Origin of the sequence: Streptomyces sp. NPDC002701 (assembly GCF_042889045.1) — a bacterium.
GTDB lineage: Bacteria > Actinomycetota > Actinomycetes > Streptomycetales > Streptomycetaceae > Streptomyces.
On the sequence record NZ_JBIAQL010000004.1, the window covers coordinates 614,635 to 636,896 of the forward strand.

3 protein-coding genes are annotated in these 22,262 nt (G+C 72.4%); all 3 read right to left on the bottom strand.

Annotated features, from left to right (window positions below; translation table 11 throughout):
* Positions 1–83 precede the first annotated feature (83 nt).
* A complete protein-coding gene (locus tag ACFYXC_RS15100; protein ID WP_388906970.1) occupies positions 84–1,019 on the bottom strand; it encodes a proline iminopeptidase-family hydrolase in 936 nt (311 codons plus the stop codon).
* Positions 1,020–1,119: 100 nt separating this feature from the next.
* The gene (locus ACFYXC_RS15105) at positions 1,120–12,048 is read right to left on the bottom strand and encodes an SDR family NAD(P)-dependent oxidoreductase (protein WP_389551297.1); all 10,929 of its coding nucleotides are present in this window, start codon (positions 12,046–12,048) and stop codon (positions 1,120–1,122) included.
* 7 nt (positions 12,049–12,055) lie between these two features.
* Positions 12,056–22,225, bottom strand: a complete 10,170-nt coding sequence (locus tag ACFYXC_RS15110; RefSeq protein WP_389551300.1) for an SDR family NAD(P)-dependent oxidoreductase — start codon at positions 22,223–22,225, stop codon at positions 12,056–12,058.
* Positions 22,226–22,262: the final 37 nt, after the last annotated feature.

Consider the following 22,262-nt stretch of genomic DNA (forward strand, 5'->3'; position numbering starts at 1 on the left):
TGTCCTGCCGCAACCGCTCGTTCTCGACGAGCGAGCCGCGCAGCGCCTCGACGATCTCCTCGACGTTGGCATCCATCGTCGTCTCAGCTCCCGCTCACGGTCGTGGTCCGCGCGCCGTCCGCGTGGACCGATTCGAGGAATGTGCCGAGCACGTCGTAGAACCGTTCCGGTTCCTCGAGGTGCGGGTTGTGGCTGGACTCCTCGAGGATCTCCCAGCGGGCGTTCGGTATGAGGTCGTGGAAGGGGCGCACGGTGACCGGGGTGGCCTCGTCGTGGCGGCCCGACAGGACGAGGGTGGGGGTGTCGATGTCGGGCAGGTACTCGATCACCGACCAGTCGCGCAGGCTGCCGATGACGTGGAACTCGTTGGGGCCGTTCATCGTGCGGTAGACCGTCGGGTCGGTGACGGCCTCCAGGTACGAGGCCATGAGTTCGCTGGGCCACGGTTCGACGCGGCAGACGTGCCGACTGTAGAAGACCAGCATCGCCTCGATGTACTCGTCGCTGCTGGTGGTGCCGGCCGCCTCGTGCCGCCGCAGCACGTCGTCCACGCCCGGCGGCAGCTGGGAGCGCAGCACGTCCATCTCGGAGAGCCACAGCTTGTACGAGGCCGGGGCGTTGGCGATGACCAGTCCGCGCAGTCCGGCGGGGCGGCTTGAGGCGTGCCAGGCGCAGAGGAGACCGCCCCACGACTGCCCGAACAGGATGTAGTTGTCGGCGATGCCGAGCCGGGTCAGCAGGTTCTCGAGTTCGTCCCGGAACAGCTGGGGGGTCCAGAAGCCGGGGTCGGCGTCCGGCAGGTGGGTGGATCCCCCGTTGCCGAGCTGGTCGTAGTGCACCACGGGCCAGCCCTGTTCGGCGAAGACCGACATGCCCAGGAGGTAGTCGTGGGTGGAGCCGGGGCCCCCGTGCACGACGACGAGCGCCGGGCGGCCCGATCCCGGGCGGCCGGTGATGCGGTACCAGGTCTTGTACTCCCGGAAGGGAACGGTTCCCTTGGCCGTGGGCGTGGGCGCCATGTCTTTCAACCACCTATGTTCGGGTCGGTCTCGCCAGTGGTGCCGCGTCCCCCGCACGCGGCGTGCACTTCTTCCGGGGGAACGTTGATGCCGGCCGGCCTCAGCGGGGCGTCACGAGCCACTCCTCGATGGCGCGGGCGGTCTCCGGAGCGTGTTCCTGCCCGAGCGTGAAGTGGTGCCCCTTCACGGTGCGCACGGTGTGCTCGGGATCCCACGGCCGGGCCAGCATGTCGGCCGGGTCGACCCCCTCGGGCGGTTCGACGAACGGCTCGGATGCCTGGACGAACAGTGTCGGCACGGCCAGCGGGACGGGTTCGAAGTCCTCCAGCACCTTGAAGAAGTGCGGCATCGCCGACAGCCGTGACGCGTCGTAACGGCCGAAGGTGGACTCCATCTCCAGCACCTCCCCCATGAGGCGGCCGAACCCGACGTCCATCGCCGTGTCCTCGACGCGGAAGGTGTCGACGAGGATCAGCCCGGCGGGCGGTGTGCCGACCGTCTGCTCCAGATGACGGGCCAGGACGTGGGCGATGATGCCGCCGGAGGAGTAGCCGAGGAGGACGAAGGGCTCCCCCTCCGCCGCCGCCAGTACGGCTTCTCCCAGGACCCGGGACAGCGCCTCGGAGGACTCCGGCAGCGGTTCACCGCGCTGGAATCCGGGCAGCGGCAGCGCCGACACGTGCCGGATGTCCCGGAACTCGGCGCCGAGCCGCGCGTGCTGGTGCACACCGCCGCCCGCCATGGGCGTCGCCAGGCAGATCAGCCGGGGGCGCTGCGGTCCGTCGGCCAGTTGCACCGTCCTCGGCAGCCGGTCGAGGTCCTTCGAGGAGGTGAACCGGGGGCGCAGCGCGGCGACCGCCGACAGCAGCGTCAGCGCTCCCGAGCTGTCGTCGGCGCGCACGGCCCGCCGGAACAGTTCGGTGACGGTCTCGTCCTCGTCCGTCGGGGAGGGGTCGGCGGAGTCGGCCGGGGAGGGCCCCGCCGCCAGTTCCTCCGTGACGGCGCGGACCAGGCCGGCCGGGTTCTTGTTGTCGAACACCGCCATCGTGGGCAGCTTCAGCCCGGTGGCCGTGTTGAGCGCGGTGCGCAGTTCCATCGCGGAGAGCGAGTCGAACCCGGACTCCAGGAAGTCACGGTCGGGGTCGACCGCCTCGGCGTCGTCGTGTCCGAGCACGACGGCGGCGATGTTCAGCACCAGGTCGCGCACCACGTCCTCCCACTGGTCGGCGGGCAGGTTCGCGAGTTCGCGCCGCAGCGCCTGCGGGTCGGCGCCCACGCCGCCGCCCGCCGCACCGCGCCGGGTGACCGGGGCCAGGCCGCGCAGCAGCACGGGGGGTTCGCCGGCGGTTCCGCTGCGCAGCACCCGCAGGTCCAGGCCCATCGGCACCAGCAGCGGCTCGGGACGGGCCGTCGCGGTGTCGAACAGCGCCAGTCCGTCGTCCGGTGTCAGGGCGGGCGTGCCCTGGCGGCGCATGCGCCGCAGGTCCACCTCGCTGAGGCTGTCGCCCATCCCGCCGCCGTCCCACAGGCCCCAGGCCAGGGACTGTGCGGGCAGTCCTTCGGAGCGGCGCCGTACGGCGAGCGCGTCGAGGAACGTGTTGGCGGCGGCGTAGTTGCCCTGGCCTGGCGCACCGAGCACGCCCGCCGCCGAGGAGAACAGCACGAAGGCGCCGAGGTCCTGGTCGCGGGTGAGGTCGTGCAGGTTGAGCGCGCCGTCCACCTTGGGCCGCAGCACCTGGTCGAGGCTGTGCGGTGTCAGGGTGCCGATCAGGCCGTCGGCCAGCACGCCGGCCGTGTGCACGACGGCGTTCAGGGTCCGGCCCGACAGCAGTTCGCGCAGGGCGTCGCGGTCCGCCACGTCGCAGGCGGCGATCTCGACGGTCGCGCCGAGGCCGGTCAGCTCCTGACGGAACTCTTCGGCGCCCGGCGCGTCCAGGCCCCGGCGGCTGGTCAGCAGCACGTCACGGACGCCGTGCCCGACGATCAGATGGCGGGCGATCAGCGCCCCGAGCCCGCCGGTGCCGCCGGTGATCAGTACGGTTCCGGGCCTGTCCCAGGCGGACGTCTCCTCGTCCGGGAGCGGCTGGGTGCGTGCCAGGCGGGGCAGCAGGAGGTCGCCGTCCAGGAAGCGCAGTTCGGACTCGCCGGACGCGACGGCCCGGGCGATCGCCGTCCGCTCGTCGCCGTCCGTCTCCAGCAGCGCGAAGCGCTCGGGGTCCTCGGCGCGGGCGGCCCGCACCAGGCCCCACGCCGCGGCCTGGGCGAGGTCGTCGTCGCGGGTGACCACGATGAGCCTGCGGTCGGCGAACCGTTCCTCGGCGAGCCAGGTCTGCAGCGCCCGGAGCGTGTGACCGGTGACTGTTCTGACGTCCGCGGCGAGGTCGCCCGTGCCTGCGGGGAGCGTCAGCGCCACGGTGGCGGGCACCGGCCCGGCGAGGTCCGACAGGTCGGCCACCGTCGCCCAGTCGGCCTCGTCGGCGGACACCGGGGCGTCGGGCGCCTGGACGACGGGCGTCCACGCCACGTGGAAGAGCGAGTCGCCCGGCCCCGTACGCGCCGGTGCCAGCTGTTCGGCCGAGACCTCCCTGGTGACGAGGGACTCGACGGTCGCCACGGGTCGTCCCTGGAGGTCGGCGAGGTGGATCGCCAGTTCGCCCTTCCCCTTCGGGACCAGCCGGACCCGTGCGGCGGTGGCGCCGGACGCGTGCAGCCGCACTCCCTTCCAGGCGAAGGGCAGGGCTGCCGCGTCCTCGTCGCCCGGGGTGAGCATCAACGCGTGCAGGGCGGAGTCGAGCAGGGCCGGATGCAGCACGAACGGCTCGGCTCCGGCCTCTTCGCCGAGGGCCACCTCGGCGAACGTCTCGTCACCGACGCGCCAGGCCGCCTTGAGTCCCTGGAACACCGGGCCGTAGGCGAACCCGAAGTCCTGGAGGTGCTCGTACGCGTCGTCGAGGACGAGCTCCTCGGCCTCGGGCGGCGGCCACTGCGTCAGGTCCCAGGCGGCGGAGACGGCAGGAGCGGCAACCCCTTCGGGAGCCAGTGTGCCTTCCGCGTGCAGGGTCCAGGCCGTGTCCTCGTCGGCCGACTCGGCACGCGAGTGGAGGGTGAGGGGACGCTTCCCCGTGCCGTCGGCCGGTTCGCCGGCTGTCAGCCGCAGCCGTACCCCGCCCGACTCGGGCAGGATCAGCGGCGCGTTCAGCGTCAGCTCGTCGAGGACGGCGCAGCCGAGCTGGTCGCCGGCGCGCACGGCCAGTTCGACGAAGGCCGTACCGGGCAGCAGTGTGGCGCCGAACACCGCGTGGTCGGCCAGCCAGGGCTGGGTGTCCGTCGACAGGCGTCCCGTGAACACCACCGTCTCCGAGCCCGGCACCGCGATCTCGGCGCTGAGCAGGGGGTGTTCGAGTGCGGTGAGTCCCATGGACGCCGCGTTGCCACCGTTCGCGGTCGCCGGTCCCGACAGCCAGTAGCGCTTGCGCTGGAAGGCGTAGGTGGGCAGGTCGACGCGGTGGGCCCCGCGTCCGGCGAACACGGCGCTCCAGTCGGGCGACGCGCCACTGACGTGCAGCTGTCCGACAGCGGACAACAACGTCGTCGCCTCGGACCGCTCCCGCCGCAACGCGGCCACCGCGACCGCGTCCGGCACCGTCTGCCGCGCCAGCCCCGCCAGGATCCCGTCCGGCCCGATCTCCAGGAACCGGCTGACACCCTCGTCCCGCAGGCGGTCCACGTCGTCGGCGAACCGCACCGCGTCACGGATGTGCCGCACCCAGAAGTCCGCAGACCCCATGTCCTTGGTGAGGCGGATCTTCGGCTGCTGATACGTCACCGACTCGGCGACCTGCCGGAACTCCTCCAGCACCGGCTCCATCAACGGCGAGTGGAACGCGTGCGACACCTTCAGCCGCGACGTCTTGCGGTCGGCGAAGCGCCCGACCACGGCCGCGACCGCGTCCTCGGCGCCCGAAACCACCACCGACGTCCAGGTGTTGACCGCCGCGATCCCCACCTCGGCGGTGAGATGCGGGGTGACCTCTTCCTCCGTGGCCTGGATCGCCACCATCGCCCCGCCCGAGGGCAGTGCCTGCATCAGCCGGCCCCGCGCCACGATCAGCCGCGCAGCGTCCTCCAGACTCAACACACCCGCGACATGAGCCGCCGCCACCTCACCGATCGAGTGACCGGCCAGGAAGTCCGCCTTCAGACCCCACGCTTCGACCAGGCGGAACAACGCCACCTCGACGGCGAAGATCGCCGGCTGCGTGAACTCCGTACGGTTGAGCGCTTCCTCGTCGCCCCACGCCACGTCCTTCAGCGGCAGACCCAGCGCGTCACACACCGCGTCGAACGCCGCCGCGAACACCGGGAACGTCTCGTACAACTCCCGGCCCATGCCCAGGCGCTGACTGCCCTGCCCGGTGAACAGGAACGCCGACCTGCCCTCGCGCCGCTTGCCGGTGGTCAGGGACGGTGACGCCTGTCCCTCGGCCAGCGCGGTGAGGCCCGTGACCAGATCCGGACCGTCCTCGGCGACGACGACCGCACGGTGTTCGAGGACCGCGCGTCCCGTCGCCAACGACAGGCCCACGTTCGCGGACGTCAGGTCGGGCCGTTCCCTCAGGTGGGACAGGAGCCGCTCGGCCTGCTCGCGCAGCGCCTCCGGATCGCCGGCCGACAGGATCCACGGAACGGGACCCGTGACCGTCGCCGTGGAGGCGGGTGGTACTTCCTCACCGACGGGCTGCGTCTCCTCGACGGTGGCCGGTACCTCTTCGATGATGACGTGGGCGTTGGTGCCGCTGATCCCGAACGACGACACCGCCGCACGACGCGGGCGCCCCTCGGACGGCCACTCCCGCGCCTCGGTGAGGAGCCGGACCTCGCCCGCCTCCCAGTCGACCTGCGGAGTCGGCTCGTCCACATGCAGCGTCTTCGGCATCACACCGTGCCGCATCGCCTCGATGACCTTGACGATGGCCGCCACACCGGCCGCCGCCTGCGTGTGCCCGATGTTCGACTTGATCGACCCCAGCCACAACGGTTGTCCCTCGGCACGTTCCTGGCCATACGTGGCCAGCAACGCTTGGGCTTCGATCGGGTCACCCAGTGTGGTGCCCGTGCCGTGTCCCTCGACCATGTCGATCTGGTCCGCGGACAGCCGGGCGTTGGCCAGTGCCTGTCGGATGACGCGCTGCTGGGACGGGCCGTTGGGAGCGGTCAGGCCGTTGCTGGCGCCGTCCTGGTTGGTGGCCATGCCCCGGACGACCGCCAGCACCGGGTGCCCGTTGCGGCGGGCGTCGGAGAGCCGCTCGACGAGCAGCATGCCCACACCCTCGGCCCAGCCCGTGCCGTCGGCGGCCGCCGCGTACGACTTGCAGCGTCCGTCGGACGCCAGTCCCCGCTGGCGGCTGAACTCGATCAGCGTCTCGGGGGTGGCCATGACCGTGACACCACCCGCGAGGGCGAGCGAGCATTCGCCGGACCGCAGGGCCTGGATGGCCTGGTTCAGGGCGATCAGCGAGGACGAGCACGCGGTGTCGACGGTGACGGCCGGGCCTTCGAGGCCCAGCGTGTACGCCACCCGGCCCGAGGCGATCGCTCCGGTACTGCTGTTGTAGGTGTAGTCGTGGTACATCATCCCCGCGAACACACCCGTGGGGCTGCCCTTGAGCGAGGTCGGATCGATACCCGCGCGCTCCAGCACCTCCCAGGACGCCTCCAGCAGGAGCCGCTGCTGCGGATCGATCACGTACGCCTCGTTCGGCGCGATCCCGAAGAAGGTGGGGTCGAACTCCGCGGCGTCGTACAGGAATCCGCCTTCACGGGTGTACGTCTTGCCGGGCAGCCCGGGCTCCGGGTCGTAGATCGCCGCCTCGTCCCAGCCACGGTCCGTGGGGAACCAGGAGACGGCGTCCTCGCCGTCGGCCACCAGCCGCCACAGCGCCTCCGGCGAATCCGCACCGGGATAGCGGCAGCTCATCGCCACGATCGCGATCGGCTCGTTCGCGGCGGCCTGCAGAGCACGGTCGTCCAGCACGTTGACCGAGTCCCGCTGCGACGCGGCCGCGGGTGCCACTTCCGTGACCAGGTGCTCGGCCAGCACCCGGGCGTTGGGGTAGTCGAAGATCAGGGTGGGCGGCAGCCGCAGCCCCGTGACGGCGTTGAGCGCGTTACGGAACTCGACCGCGCCCAGCGAGTCGAAGCCCAGGTCCTTGAAGGCCCGCTCCGGCTCGATGGCCTCCGCGCTCGCGTGTCCGAGGACGGCGGCCGCATGCGTGCGTACGAGCGTCAGCAGTTCCTCGTACCGTTCGGCGTCGGTCAGTCCGGCCAGCCGCTGTCGCAGCGCGTCCGTCTCGCCCCCACCCTGCGCCGACACCGCACGCCGTACGGCGCTGCTGCGCACCAGGCCCCGCAACAGCGACGGTACGTCTTCGGCGTCCAGGGTCCTGACGTCCAGGTTCATGGGGACCAGCGCCGTCGCGGCCGACGCACTGGCCACGTCGAAGAGCTGCAGGCCCTGGTCGGGCGACAGGCCCTCCATGCCGGCACGGTTCAGCCGCTGCCGGTCGCCTTCCACCAGCTCCCCGCCCATGCCGGACTCCGTCGACCACAGGCCCCAGGCGAGGGACTGGGCGGGCAGGCCCTGGGCACGCCGGTGGGCGGCGAGTCCGTCCAGGAAGGCGTTGGCCGCCGCGTAGTTGCCCTGGCCCGGTCCGCCGATCACGCCGGCGGCGGAGGAGAACAGTACGAACGCCGACAGGTCCATCTCGCGCGTCAGCTCGTGCAGATGCCAGGCCGCGTCCGCCTTCGGGCGCAGGACGCGTTCGACACGCTCCGGGGTCAGGGACCCGATGAGTGCGTCGTCCAGGATGCCCGCCGCGTGCACCACACCGGTGAGCGAACGCCCCTCCAGCAGTCCCGCCACGGCTGCACGGTCCGCCACGTCACACGCGGCGAACTCCACCTCGGCGCCCAGACCGGTCAGTTCGCCGGCCAGTTCGGCGGCACCCGGCGCGTCCGCGCCACGACGGCTCACCAACAGCAGCCGGCCCACACCGTGCTCGGTCACCAGATGCCGCGCGACCAGGCCGCCGAGCGCACCCGACGCACCCGTCACCAGCACGGAGTCACCGAACACCGACGACGGCACCGACTCCGCGTCCGCAGTCGCAGCCGCGTTCGCCATACGTGCCAGCCGCGGCACGTACGCCACGCCGTCGCGCATCACCACCTGCGGCTCACCGGTCGCCAGCGCCCGCTCCACCGCGGCCCGCTCGGCATCGGCGTCCGTGGCCGCACCGGTGTCGGCGCCGGGCAGGTCCAGCAGGACGAACCGTTCCGGATCCTCCGACTGCGCACTGCGCACCAGACCCCACACCGCGGCCCCGGCCAAACCGGTGACATCCTCACCCGCCACCGACACCGCGCCCCGCGTGACCACCACCAGACGCGACACCGCCGACTGCAACGCCACCAGCACCTGGCTGACGGCCGAGGCCACGGAGGCCCCGCCGGTGTCATCGACCCGCAGCACCTCCACATCGGCAGACGCCCCAGCGGACACGTCTCCGTCCGCCGACACCAACCCGCTCGGCTCGCCGAGCGCGCCGGTCTGAGCCGCCGGGGTCCACTCCACCTGGTACAGCGAGTCGACCCGCACGAGGGACTGCGCGGACATCTCGCGCAGCGTCAGCGCGGCCACGGACACGACGGGCTGCCCGGAGCCGTCCGCCGCGTCCAGGGTCACCTGGTCCGGGCCCGTCGACACCAGGCGTATGCGCAGGGTGTCGGCGCCGGTGGCGTGCAGTTCCACTCCCGCCCACGAGAACGGCAGCACCACGCGCTCGCCGTCCGACAGCAGCGGAATCGCGTGCAGCGCCGAGTCCAGCAGCGCCGGGTGCAGACCGAACCGGTCCACGGCTCCCGAGAGCGCCACCTCCGCGAACACCTCGTCGCCCCGCCGCCAGGCGGCCTTCAGCCCCTGGAAGGCCGGCCCGTACGACAGGCCCGCCTCGTCGAGCTGGCCGTAGAAGCCGTCGAGGCCGACCTGCTCGGCACCGGCCGGCGGCCACTGGGTCAGGTCCCGGGCCTGTGCGCCGGTTGCGGTGGCCAGCGTTCCGGCGGCGTGCCGTTCCCAGGACGCGTACGGCTCGTCCTCGCCGCGGGCGTACACCTCGACGGACCGGCGGCCCGAACCGTCGTCCGGCCCGACCACCAGCTGGATGACCGTCGCCGCGCGCTGGTCCAGCACCAGCGGTGCCTCGATGGTCAGCTCCTCGACCCGGCCGCAGCCGACCTCGTCGCCCGCGCGCACCGCGAGTTCGACGAAGCCGGTGCCCGGGAAGAGGACGGCGCCGCTCACCATGTGATCGGTCAGCCAGGTCTGTGAGCCCACCGACAGGCGTCCGGACAGCACCGCCTGGTCCGTACCCGCGACGGCCACCACGCCGTCCAGCAACGGGTGGCCGGACTCCTCCAGGACACGTGCCGACTCGAGCCAGAACATCTGCCGCTGGAAGGGGTAGGTGGGCAGGTCGACCCGCCGCGCCCCGCGCCCGCCGAACACGGCTTCCCAGTCGACCCGGGCTCCCACGGTGAACAGCCGCCCGATCGCGGTGAACAGGCTCGTCACCTCGGGGCGGTCCCGGCGCAGGGTGGCCGCCACGGTCCCCTCGTCGATCTGCTGCACCATGGCGGTCAGTACGCCGTCCGGCCCGATCTCCAGGAACCGGCTGACGCCCTCGTCCCGCAGGCGGGTCACGTCGTCGGCGAACCGCACCGCGTCGCGGACGTGTCGCACCCAGAAGTCCGCCGACCCCATGTCCTTGGTGAGGCGGATCTTCGGCTGCTGGTACGTCACCGACTCGGCGACCTGCCGGAACTCCTCCAGCATCGGCTCCATCAGCGGCGAGTGGAACGCGTGCGACACCTTCAGCCGCGACGTCTTGCGGTCGGCGAAGTGCCCGACCACGGCCGCCACCGCCTCCTCGGCACCCGAAACGACCACGGACGTCGGGGTGTTGACCGCCGCGATCCCCACCTCGTCGGTGAGATGCGGGGTGACCTCTTCCTCCGTGGCCTGGATCGCCACCATCGCCCCACCGGACGGCAGTGCCTGCATCAGCCGGCCCCGCGCCACGATCAGCCGCGCAGCGTCCTCCAGACTCAGCACACCGGCGACATGAGCCGCCGCCACCTCACCGATCGAGTGACCGGCCAGGAAGTCCGCCTTCAGGCCCCATGCCTCGACCAGCCGGAACAGCGCCACCTCGACGGCGAAGATCGCCGGCTGGGTGAACTCCGTACGGTGCAGGGCCTCTTCGTCGTCCCAGACCACGTCCTTCAGCGGCAGGTCCAGGGCACCGCACACCTCGTCGAAGGCGTCCGCGAACACCGGGAACGTCTCGTACAGCTCCCGGCCCATGCCCAGGCGCTGACTGCCCTGCCCGGTGAACAGGAACGCCAGCTTGCCCTCGGTGACCGTGCCGGTCACCGTCTCGGATCCGACCAGCACCGCGCGGTGCTCAAGGGCGGCCCGCCCCGTGGCGGCGGAGTACGCCACGTCCAGTTCGTCCCCGTCGAGGGAGGTGAGCTGCTCGATCTGCGCCTGCAGCGCCTCGCGCGTCCGGGCCGACACGACCAGCGGAACGGCAGGCAGCTCGTGTCGTTCGGCGGGCGTCTCCTCGACGGGCGGCGCCTCCTCGATGATGACGTGGGCGTTGGTGCCGCTGATCCCGAACGACGACACCGCCGCACGACGCGGACGGCCCTCGGAGGGCCACTCCCGCGCCTCCGTCAGCAGCCGGACGTCACCCGCCTCCCAGTCCACCTGCGGAGTCGGCTCGTCCACGTGCAGCGTCTTCGGCATCACACCGTGCCGCATCGCCTCGATGACCTTGACGATGGCCGCCACACCGGCCGCCGCCTGCGTGTGCCCGATGTTCGACTTGATCGACCCCAGCCACAACGGCTTTCCGTCAGGACGGTCCTGGCCGTAGGTGGCGAGCAGCGCCTGCGCCTCGATCGGGTCACCCAGCGTGGTGCCCGTGCCGTGTCCCTCGACCATGTCGATCTGGTCCGCGGACAGCCGGGCGTTGGCCAGTGCCTGCCGGATCACCCGGCGCTGGGACGGGCCGTTGGGGGCCGTGAGGCCGTTGCTGGCGCCGTCCTGGTTGGTGGCCATGCCCCGCACCACCGCCAGCACCGGGTGCCCGTTGCGGCGGGCGTCGGAGAGCCGCTCGACGAGCAGCATGCCCACACCCTCGGCCCAGCCCGTGCCGTCGGCCGCCGCCGCGTACGACCGGCAGCGCCCGTCCGCCGACAAGCCGCGCTGGAGGCTCATCTCGACGAGCGTCTCGGGGGTCGCCATGACGGTCACACCACCCGCGAGGGCGAGGGTGCACTCCCCCGACCGCAGGGCCTGGATGGCCTGGTTCAGGGCGATCAGCGAGGACGAGCACGCGGTGTCGACCGTGACCGCCGGACCTTCGAGGCCCAGCGTGTACGCCACTCGGCCCGAGGCGATCGCACCGGTACTGCTGTTGTAGGTGTAGTCGTGGTACATCATCCCCGCGAACACACCGGTCGCGGTGCCCTTGAGCGAGGTCGGGTCGATGCCCGCGCGCTCCAGCACCTCCCAGGACGCCTCCAGCAGCAACCGCTGTTGCGGGTCGATGACCAGGGCCTCGTTGGGCGCGATGCCGAAGAAGGTGGGGTCGAACTCCCCGGCGTCGTACAGGAATCCGCCTTCACGGGTGTACGTCTTGCCGGGCAGCCCGGGCTCCGGGTCGTAGATCGCCGCCTCGTCCCAGCCACGGTTGGTGGGGAACCAGGAGACGGCGTCCTCGCCGTCGGCCACCAGCTGCCACAACGCCTCCGGCGAATCCGCACCGGGGTAACGACAGCTCACAGCGACGATCGCGATCGGCTCGCTGGCGGCGGCCTGCAGAGCACGGTTGCGGGTACGGAGGTTCTCGGTCTCTTTGAGCGACGCGCGCAGCGCCGCCACGAGCTTCTGATCGTTGTCGGGCATTGTGTCCTCAGGCTTGTCGCGCGGCGTCGTCGAGATCGGTGTCTTGCAGGGCCATGCTGATCAGGGCATCGGTGTCCATCTCGTCGATCGAGTCCTGCTCCGACTCGGGCTCGTCCGTGGTGGTGGCGGTCGCGGGGGCGGCACCGGCGAGTTCGAGCAGGGTGTCCATCAGCCCCGCGTCACGGAGCCGGGTGAGCGGGATCGTCCCCAGCAGGCGGCGGATCCGGTCCTCGTGGCCCGCGGTGTCGTCGCCCTGGTCGGGTGCCACTTCCGTGACCAGGTGTTCGGCCAGGACCCGGGCGTTGGGGTAGTCGAAGATGAGCGTGGGAGGCAGTCGCAGACCGGTGGCGGAGTTGAGCGTGTTGCGGAACTCCACCGCTCCGAGCGAGTCGAAGCCCAGGTCCTTGAAGGCCCGCTCCGGCTCGACCGCTTCCGGGCCCGCGTGTCCCAGCACGGCGGCGGCGTGCGTACGTACGAGCGTCAGCAGCTCCTCCTGCTGCTCGTCGGCGGACAGCCCGGCCAGCTGCTGCCGCAGCGCGTCGGCGCCGCCCGCTCCGGCGGCCGACACGGCACGCCGTGTGGAGGCACCGCGCACCAGGCCGCGCAGCAGCGGCGGCAGCTCGTTGGCCTCCAGGGTCCGGGCGTCCAGGTTGATGGGGACCAGCACCGAGGCGTCCAGCGAGCCGGCCACGTCGAGGAGTTCGAGGCCCTGGCCGGGCGTGATGCCCACCATGCCGGCCCGGTTCAACCGCTCCCGGTCCTCCTCCAGCATGTCGCCGCCCATGCCTGCCTCGGTCGCCCACAGGCCCCAGGCCAGCGACTGGGCGGCCAGGCCCTGCGCCCGCCGGTGCACCGCGAGCGCGTCCAGGTAGGCGTTGGCGGCGGCGTAGTTGCCCTGCCCCGGTCCGCCCAGCACACCGGCGACGGAGGAGAACATGACGAACGCGGAGAGGTCCATCTCGCGCGTCAGCTCGTGCAGGTAGCGGGCCGCGTCCGCCTTGGGCCGCAGCACGCGCGCCAGGCGCTCCGGCGTCAGCGAGCCGATCAGCCCGTCGTCCAGCACACCCGCCGCGTGGACGACACCACTGAGCGAACGCCCCTCCAACAGCCCCGCCACCGCCTCGCGGTCCGCCACGTCACAGGCGGCGAACTCGACCTCGGCGCCCAGACCGGTCAACTCCCCGGCCAGTTCGGCCCCACCCGGTGCGTCCGCACCACGGCGGCTGACCAACAGCAGGTGCTTGACCCCGTGTTCGGTCACCAGGTGCCGGGCGACCAGGCCGCCGAGCGCACCCGACGCACCCGTCACCAGCACCGCGTCGCCGAACACCGTCGACGGCACCGTCTCCGCTCCCGCGCCGGAACCGGTCACCGCCCGCAGGCGCGGCACGAGGCACTTGCCGTCCCGGACCGCCACCTGGGGCTCTCCGGTCGCCAGGGCCAGTGCGACGCCCGCCTCGATCTCCGCGGCGTCGGCGGCATCGGGCAGGTCGAGCAGGACGACACGTCCGGGATCCTCGGACTGCGCGCTGCGTGCGAGGCCCCACACCGCGGCGCCGGTCAGGTCGGTGATGTCCTCGCCCGCCACCGACACGGCACCCCGGGTCACCACCACCAGGCTGCCGCTCTCCGTCTGCAGCACCTCCAGCAGGGAACTCAGTGCGGACAGTACGTCGTCGTCCTCGGCACGCCAGACCTTCGCGCCGGTGACCACACCGCCGCCCGAGGCCATCGGCGTCCACTCGACCTGGTACAGCGAGTCGACCCGCGCCAGTGACTGCGCGGACAGCTCCCGCAGCATCAGGGTGTCCACGGACACCACCGGCCGGCCCGCGCCGTCCGCCGCGTCCAGCCGCACCTGGTCCGCACCCGTCGACGCCACCCGTACCCGCAGGGTGTCGGCCCCCGTGGCGTGCAGCTCCACTCCCGCCCACGAGAACGGCAGCACCACACGGTCGCCGTCCAGCAGCAGCGGAATCGCGTGCAGTGCCGCGTCGAGCAGTGCCGGATGCAGACCGAACCGGTCCACCGCCGCCGGCAACGCCACCTCGGCGAACACCTCGTCACCGCGCCGCCAGGCGGCCTTCAGCCCCTGGAAGACCGGCCCGTACTCCACTCCGGCTTCGGCCAGGCCCGCGTACAGGCCCGACACGTCCACCGGGACCGCCTCGGCCGGGGGCCACTGGGACAGGTCCTCGGTGAGGGCGCCGGTCGCGGCGGCCAGCGTTCCGGCAGCGTGCCGCACCCAGGACGCGTACAGCTCGTCCTCGCCGCGGGCGTACACCTCGATGGACCGGCGGCCCGAACCGTCGTCCGCGCCGACCACCAGCTGTACGGCCGTCGCCGTCCGCCGGTCGAGCACCAGCGGTGCCTCGATCGTCAGCTCCTCGACCCGGCCGCAGCCGACCTCGTCGCCCGCGCGGACCGCCAGCTCCACATATCCGGCGCCGGGGAAGACCACTGCTTCGGCCACCACGTGGTCGGCCAGCCAGGGCTGCGAGCCCACCGACAGGCGTCCGGACAGCACCACCTGGTCCGCGCCCGCGACGACCACGACACCGTCCAGCAACGGATGGCCGGACTCCTCCGCGCCGCGTCCCGACTCCAGCCAGAACGACTGCCGCTGGAAGGCGTAGGTGGGCAGGTCGACCCGCCGCGCCCCGCGTCCGGCGAACACGGCGCTCCAGTCGGGCGACGCGCCGCTCACGTGCAGCTGTCCGACAGCGGACAGCAGGGTCGTGGCCTCGGACCGCTCACGGCGCAGCGTGGCCGCCACGACGGCGTCCGGCATGGTCTGCCGGGCCATCCCGGCGAGGATCCCGTCCGGCCCGATCTCCAGGAACCGGCTGACGCCCTCGTCCCGCAGGCGGGTCACGTCGTCGGCGAAGCGCACCGCGTCACGGATGTGCCGCACCCAGAAGTCCGCGGACCCCATGTCCTTGGTGAGGCGGATCTTCGGCTGCTGATACGTCACCGACTCGGCGACCTGCCGGAACTCCTCCAGCACCGGCTCCATCAGCGGCGAGTGGAACGCGTGCGACACCTTCAGCCGGGACGTCTTGCGGTCGGCGAAGTGCCCGACCACGGCCGCGACCGCGTCCTCGGCGCCCGAAACGACCACGGACGTCGGGGTGTTGACCGCCGCGACGCTCACTTCGTCGGTGAGATGCGGGGTGATCTCCGCCTCGGTGGCCTGGATCGCCACCATGGCTCCGCCCGAGGGCAGTGCCTGCATCAGCCGGCCCCGCGCCACGATCAGCCGCGCAGCGTCCTCCAGACTCAGCACACCCGCGACATGAGCCGCCGCCACCTCACCGATCGAGTGACCGGCCAGGAAGTCCGCCTTCAGACCCCACGCTTCGACCAGGCGGAACAACGCCACCTCGACGGCGAAGATCGCCGGCTGCGTGAACTCCGTACGGTTGAGCGCTTCCTCGTCGCCCCACGCCACGTCCTTCAGCGGCAGGTCGAGCGCGTCACACACCGCGTCGAACGCCGCCGCGAACACCGGGAACGTCTCGTACAACTCCCGGCCCATGCCCAGGCGCTGACTGCCCTGCCCGGTGAACAGGAACGCGAACTGGCCTTCTCGCCGCTCGCCGGTCACCACCGCAGGCGAAGGGCTTCCGTCGGCGAGTGCGGTGAGGCCCGCGAGGAGTGCCGGGCGGTCGTCCCCGACGATCACCGCACGGTGGCCGAGGGCCGCTCGCTCCGTCGCCAACGACAGGCCCACGTCCGCGGCAGCCGCGTCCGGCAGGCCCTCCAGGTGGGCGAGGAGCCGCCCGGCCTGCTCGCGCAGTGCCTCCGGGCCGTCGGCCGACAGCGGCCAGGCGACGGGCCCCGTGACGGTGACCACCGGCGGCGCCTGCTCCTCGACGGGCGGCGCCTCCTCGATGATGACGTGGGCGTTGGTGCCGCTGATCCCGAACGACGACACCGCCGCACGACGCGGACGGCCCTCGGACGGCCACTCCCGCGCCTCCGCCAGCAGCCGGACCTCGCCAGCCTCCCAGTCCACCTGCGGAGTCGGCTCGTCCACATGCAGCGTCTTCGGCATCACGCCGTGGCGCATCGCCTCGATGACCTTGATGATGCTTGCGGCGCCGGCCGCGGCCTGCGTATGGCCCATGTTCGACTTGATCGACCCCAGCCACAACGGCCGGCCCTCGGCACGTTCCTGGCCGTACGTGGCCAGCAGCGCCTGCGCCTCGATCGGGTCGCCAAGGGTGGTGCCCGTGCCATGGCCCTCGACCACGTCCACGTCGGCGCCCGACAGGCCCGCGTTGGCGAGGGCCTGCCGGATCACCCGCTGCTGGGCGGGGCCGTTGGGAGCGGTCAGGCCGTTGCTTGCGCCGTCCTGGTTGACCGCCGTGCTCCGCACGACCGCCAGCACCGGGTGGCCGTTGCGCCGGGCGTCGGAGAGGCGCTCGACCAGCAGCATGCCCACGCCTTCGCCCCAGCCGGTGCCGTCGGCCGCCGCCGCGTACGACTTGCAGCGTCCGTCCGAGGCCAGTCCGCGCTGCTCGCTGAACTCGATGAAGTTCTCCGGCGTCGCCATCACGGCGATCCCGCTGGCGAGGGCGAGCGAGCACTCTCCCGACCGCAGCGCCTGGGCGGCCCAGTGCAGCGCGACGAGCGAGGAGGAGCACGCGGTGTCGATCGTCACCGCCGGGCCCTCGAGCCCGAGGACGTAGGACACGCGGCCCGAGGCGATGGCGCCGGTGGCACTGTTGTGGGCGTAGTCGTGGTAGGTCATTCCGGTGAACACACCGGTCGCGCTGCCCTTGAGTGTCGTCGGGTCGATGCCCGCACGCTCCAGCGCCTCCCAGGACGCCTCCAGCAGCAGACGCTGCTGCGGGTCCATCATGAGCGCCTCGTTCGGCGCGATCCCGAAGAAGCCGGGGTCGAACTGCGCCGCGTCGTACAGGAACCCGCCCTGGTCGACGTAGCTGGTGTGCGGCCGGGTGCCGGTGGGGTCGTAGAGCCGCTCCAGGTTCCAGCCACGGTCGGTGGGGAAGCCCGAGACCACGTCCGTGCCGTCGGCCACCAGCCGCCACAGGTCCTCCGGCGAGGACACCCCGCCGGGGTAGCGGCACGCCATGCCGATGATGACGATCGGGTCGTCGTCGGCCACGGTCACGGCCGCCGTGACGTGTCCCGTGTGCACGGTTCCCGAGATCTCGTCCAGCAGATGGCGCGCGAGGACGGCGGGGGTGGGGTAGTCGAACACGAGCGTCGAGGGCAGCTTCAGGCCCGTCGCCCGGCCCAGCCCGTTGCGCAGCTCCATGGCCGCCAGCGAGTCGACCCCCAGGTCCCGGAACGTACGTTCCGGGCCGACCGCCTCCGGTCCGGCGTAGCCGAGGGTCAGGGCGGACTGCGTACGGACCAGGGTGAGCAGCATGTCGAGTCGCCGGTCCTCGGCGAGGCCCATGAGCTGTCGGCGGATGCCGTCCGCGTCGGAGCGGGTGCGCGCGGTACCGCGCGTGACCACGGGGATCAGACCGCGCAGCACCTCCGGTACCGAGCCGCTGGCGCGGACCGCCGCGAGGTTCAGTTTCAACGGCAGCGCGGTGGGCTCGGCCGTCCGCGCCGCGGCATCGAGGAGCGTGAGGCCCTCGCGGTTGGACAGGGGAAGGATGCCGCCCCGCTCCATCCGGGACCGGTCGGCCTCGTTCAGGGTGCCGAGCATGCCTGCTGCCTGGCTCCAGGGTCCCCAGGCGAGGGACTGGGCGGTCAGGCCCTGGGCACGCCGGTGCGCGGCGAGGCCGTCCAGGAAGGCGTTGGCCGCCGCGTAGTTGCCCTGGCCCGCCACGCCGAGAACTCCGGACGCGGAGGAGAACAGCACGAACGCCGACAGGTCCATCTCGCGCGTCAGCTCGTGCAGATGCCAGGCCGCGTCCGCCTTCGGACGCAGCACGCGCTCCACACGCTCCGGGGTCAGGGACCCGATCAGTCCGTCGTCCAGGACACCCGCCGCGTGGACGACACCACTGAGCGAACGCCTCTCCAGCAGTCCCGCCACGGCTGCGCGGTCCGCCACGTCACACGCGGCGAACTCGACCTCGGCGCCCAGACCGGTCAACTCCCCGGCCAGTTCGGCCGCACCCGGCGCGTCCGCGCCACGACGGCTCACCAACAGCAGTCGGCCCACACCGTGCTCGGTCACCAGATGCCGCGCGACCAGGCCGCCGAGCGCACCCGACGCACCCGTCACCAGCACGGAGTCACCGAACACCGACGACGGCACCGACTCCGCGTCCGTACCCGCAGTCGCAGCCGCGTGCGACACGCGGGCCAGCCGCGGCACGTACGCCACGCCGTCGCGCATCACCACCTGCGGCTCACCGGTCGCCAGCGCCCGCTCCACCGCGACCCGCTCGGCATCGGCGTCCATGGCCGCACCGGTGTCGCCGCCGGGCAGGTCCAGCAGCACGAACCGCCCCGGATCCTCCGACTGCGCACTGCGCACCAGACCCCACACCGCGGCCCCGGCCAAACCGGTGACATCCTCACCCGCCACCGACACCGCACCCCGCGTGACCACCACCAGACGCGACACCGCCGACTGCAACGCCCCAAGGGCCTCCCCGACAGCCAGAGCCACGGAACCCTCGGAAACCCCGCCGACGCCACCGGCACCACCGACGCGCAGCACCTCCACATCGGCAGACGCGCCGGCGGACACCTCTTCGTCCGCAAGCACGGAACCGCCCGACTCCGCCGGCGTCCAGGTGACGCGGTAGAGCGAGTCGGTGTGCGGCGTCGCCAGTGCCGAGAGCGGGCGCAGTGTCAGGGACTCGACGGTCGCGACGGGTTCGCCGGTCGCGTCGGCGATCGCCAGGGTGACGTCGCCGTCGGGGAGGCGGGTGACGTGGACCCGCACCGTGCCCGCACCGGACGCGTGCAGTTCCACTCCTCGCCAGGAGGACGGCAGGAGAGCCGTGTCGTTCCCGGCCGCCCCGGACAGCGCGAACGCGCGCACCGCCGCGTCGAAGACGGCAGGGTGCAGCCCGAAGGCGCCCGCCTCCACGCTCTCCGGCACGCCGGCCTCGGCGAACACCTCGTCGCCGCGTCGCCAGGCAGCCTTGAGCCCCTGGAAGGCGGGCCCGTAGGACAGGCCCGCGTCGGTGAGCCGGCCGTAGAAGCCGTCCAGGTCGACCGGCTCGGCGTCGGCCGGCGGCCACTGGGTCAGCGCGGTCCCGCCGGTCACGCTCGCGGCCAGCAGCCCGACCGCGTGCCGCGTCCAGGGCGTGTCGATGGCGTTCTCGTCGCGGGAGTAGACCGTCACGGCACGGCAGCCGGAGGCGTCCGCGGCCCCGACGACGACCTGGACGGCCACACCGCCGCGCTCCGGGAGCACCAGTGGCGTCTCGACGGCCAGTTCCTCGACGCGCCCGCAGCCGACCTCGTCGCCCGCGCGCACCGCCAGTTCCACGAACCCGGTGCCCGGGAAGACGACCGTGTCGCCGACGACGTGGTCGGCGAGCCACGGCTGCGAGGCGGTCGACAGGCGTCCGGTGAACACCAGTTGGTCGGAGTCCGCCATCATGACCGTCGCGCCCAGCAGCGGATGCCGTGCGGCGCCCAGGCCCATGGAGGCCGGATCGGTGTTCGTCGCCTCGTCGACCAGCCAGAAGCGCCGGCGCTGGAACGGGTAGGTGGGCAGTTCCACCTGGCGGGCGCCGCGGCCGGCGAGCACCGCCTTCCAGTCCACCGGAACGCCGACCGCGTACAGCCGTCCCACGGCCTCAAGAAGCGTGGCGGTCTCGGGGCGTTCGCGACGGAGGGTGGCCGCGGCCACCGCTCCGTCGACCATCGTCGTCAGTACGCCGTCGGGGCCGATCTCCAGGAACCGGTCCACGCCCTCGTCCCGCAGGCGGGTCACGTCGTCGGCGAACCGCACCGCGTCGCGGACGTGCCGCACCCAGAACTCCGCGGACCCCATGTCCTTGGTGAGGCGGATCTTCGGCTGCTGATACGTCACCGACTCGGCGACCTGCCGGAACTCCTCCAGCATCGGCTCCATCAACGGGGAATGGAACGCGTGCGAGACCTTCAGGCGGGACGTCTTGCGGTCGGCGAAGTGCCCGACCACGGCCGCGACCGCGTCCTCGGCACCCGAAACGACCACGGACGTCGGGGTGTTGATGGCCGCGACGCTCACTTCGTCGGTGAGATGCGGGGTGACTTCCTCCTCGGTGGCCTGGATCGCCACCATGGCTCCGCCCGAGGGCAGTGCCTGCATCAGCCGGCCCCGCGCCACGATCAGCCGCGCAGCGTCCCCGAGGCTCAGCACACCCGCGACATGCGCCGCCGCCACCTCACCGATCGAGTGACCGGCCAGGAGGTCCGGCGTGATCCCCCACGTCTCGACCAGGCGGAACAGCGCCACCTCGACGGCGAAGATCGCCGGCTGCGTGAACTCCGTACGGTGCAGGGCCTCTTCGTCGCTCCACACGACGTGCTTCAGCGGCAGGTCCAGGGCACCGCACACCTCGTCGAAGGCGTCCGCGAACACCGGGAACGTCTCGTACAGCTCCCGGCCCATGCCCAGGCGCTGGCTGCCCTGTCCGGTGAACAGGAACGCCAGGCGGCCTTCACGGGCCACGTCGACGATGTGCTGGGAGCCGATCAGGACGGCGCGGTGTTCGAAGGTGGCCCGGCCGGTCACCGCGGAGAACGCCACGTCGAGTGCGCTCCGCTCGACCGCGGTGACGCGCTCGATCTGTGCCTGGAGGGCTTCGGGGGTCCTGGCCGACACCACGACGGGTACGGCGGGGAGGTCCCGGCGCTCCTCCGGCTCCGCCGCGTCCTCGACGGGCTTGGCCTCCTCCAGGATGATGTGGGCGTTCGTGCCGCTGGCCCCGAACGACGACACGGCGGCGCGGCGCGGTTCCTCGCCGGCCGGCCAGGGGCGGGCCTCGGTCAGCAGCCGGACCTCGCCCGCCGTCCAGTCCACCTTCGGTGACGGCTCGTCCACGTGCAGGGTCCTCGGCATGAGGCCGTGCCGCATCGCCTGGACCATCTTGATGATGCCCGCGACGCCGGCGGCGGCCTGCGTGTGGCCGATGTTCGACTTGACCGATCCCAGCCACAGCGGCTTTCCGTCGGGACGGTCCTGCCCGTAGGTGGCGAGCAGTGCCTGCGCCTCGATGGGGTCACCCAGCGTGGTGCCCGTGCCGTGTGCCTCCACCACGTCCACGTCGGCCGTCGACAGGCCGGCGTTCGCCAGCGCCTGCTGGATCACGCGGCGCTGGGACGGGCCGTTGGGCGCGGTGATGCCGTTGCTGGCACCGTCCTGGTTGGTGGCCGTGCCCCGTACCACCGCCAGCACCTGGTGGCCGTTGCGCCGGGCCTCCGACAGGCGCTCCAGCACCAGCATGCCGACGCCCTCGCCCCAGCCGGTGCCGTCGGCCGCCGCGGCGAACGCCTTGCAGCGCCCGTCCAGCGACAGGCCGCGCTGCCTGCTGAACTCCACGAACGTGATGGGTGACGACATGACCGCGACGCCGCCGGCCAGCGCGAGGGAGCACTCGCCGGACCGCAGGGCCTTGACGGCCAGGTCCAGCGCGACCAGCGAGGACGAGCAGGCGGTGTCGACCGTCACCGCGGGGCCCTCCAGGCCCAGGGTGTAGGCGACCCGGCCGGAGACCAGCGCTCCGGTGACGGCGCTGCTCGGGTAGTCGTGGTAGACCAGCCCCGCGTACACGCCGGTGGCGCTGCCCTTCAGCGAGGAGGGGTCGATGCCGGCCCGCTCCACCGCCTCCCAGGACGCCTCCAGGAGCAGCCGCTGCTGCGGGTCCATGACCGCGGCCTCGAGCGGGCTGATCCCGAAGAACTCCGGGTCGAAGTCACCCGCGTCGGGGAGGAAGCTGCCCCGGTTGACGTAGCTGGTGTTCTCGCCGGTGCCGTCCGGGTCGTAGAGCCGCTCCAGGTCCCAGCCCCGGTCGGTGGGGAACTCGCCCACCGTGTCCCGGCCGTCGGCGACCAGGTCCCACAGGCCCTCCGGCGAGACCGCGCCACCGGGGAAGCGGCACGCCATCCCCACGATCGCGATCGGCTCCCGCTCGCGGTCCTCCACCTCGCGCAGACGGCGCCGAGTCTGCTGCAACTCACCGGTGGCAAGCCGCAGATACTCGCGAAGCCTGTCGTCGTTGGAGTCCTTCGACATCGTCATCAACCCATCCGTGAAAGTCCACAAGCAGAGGCGAGGT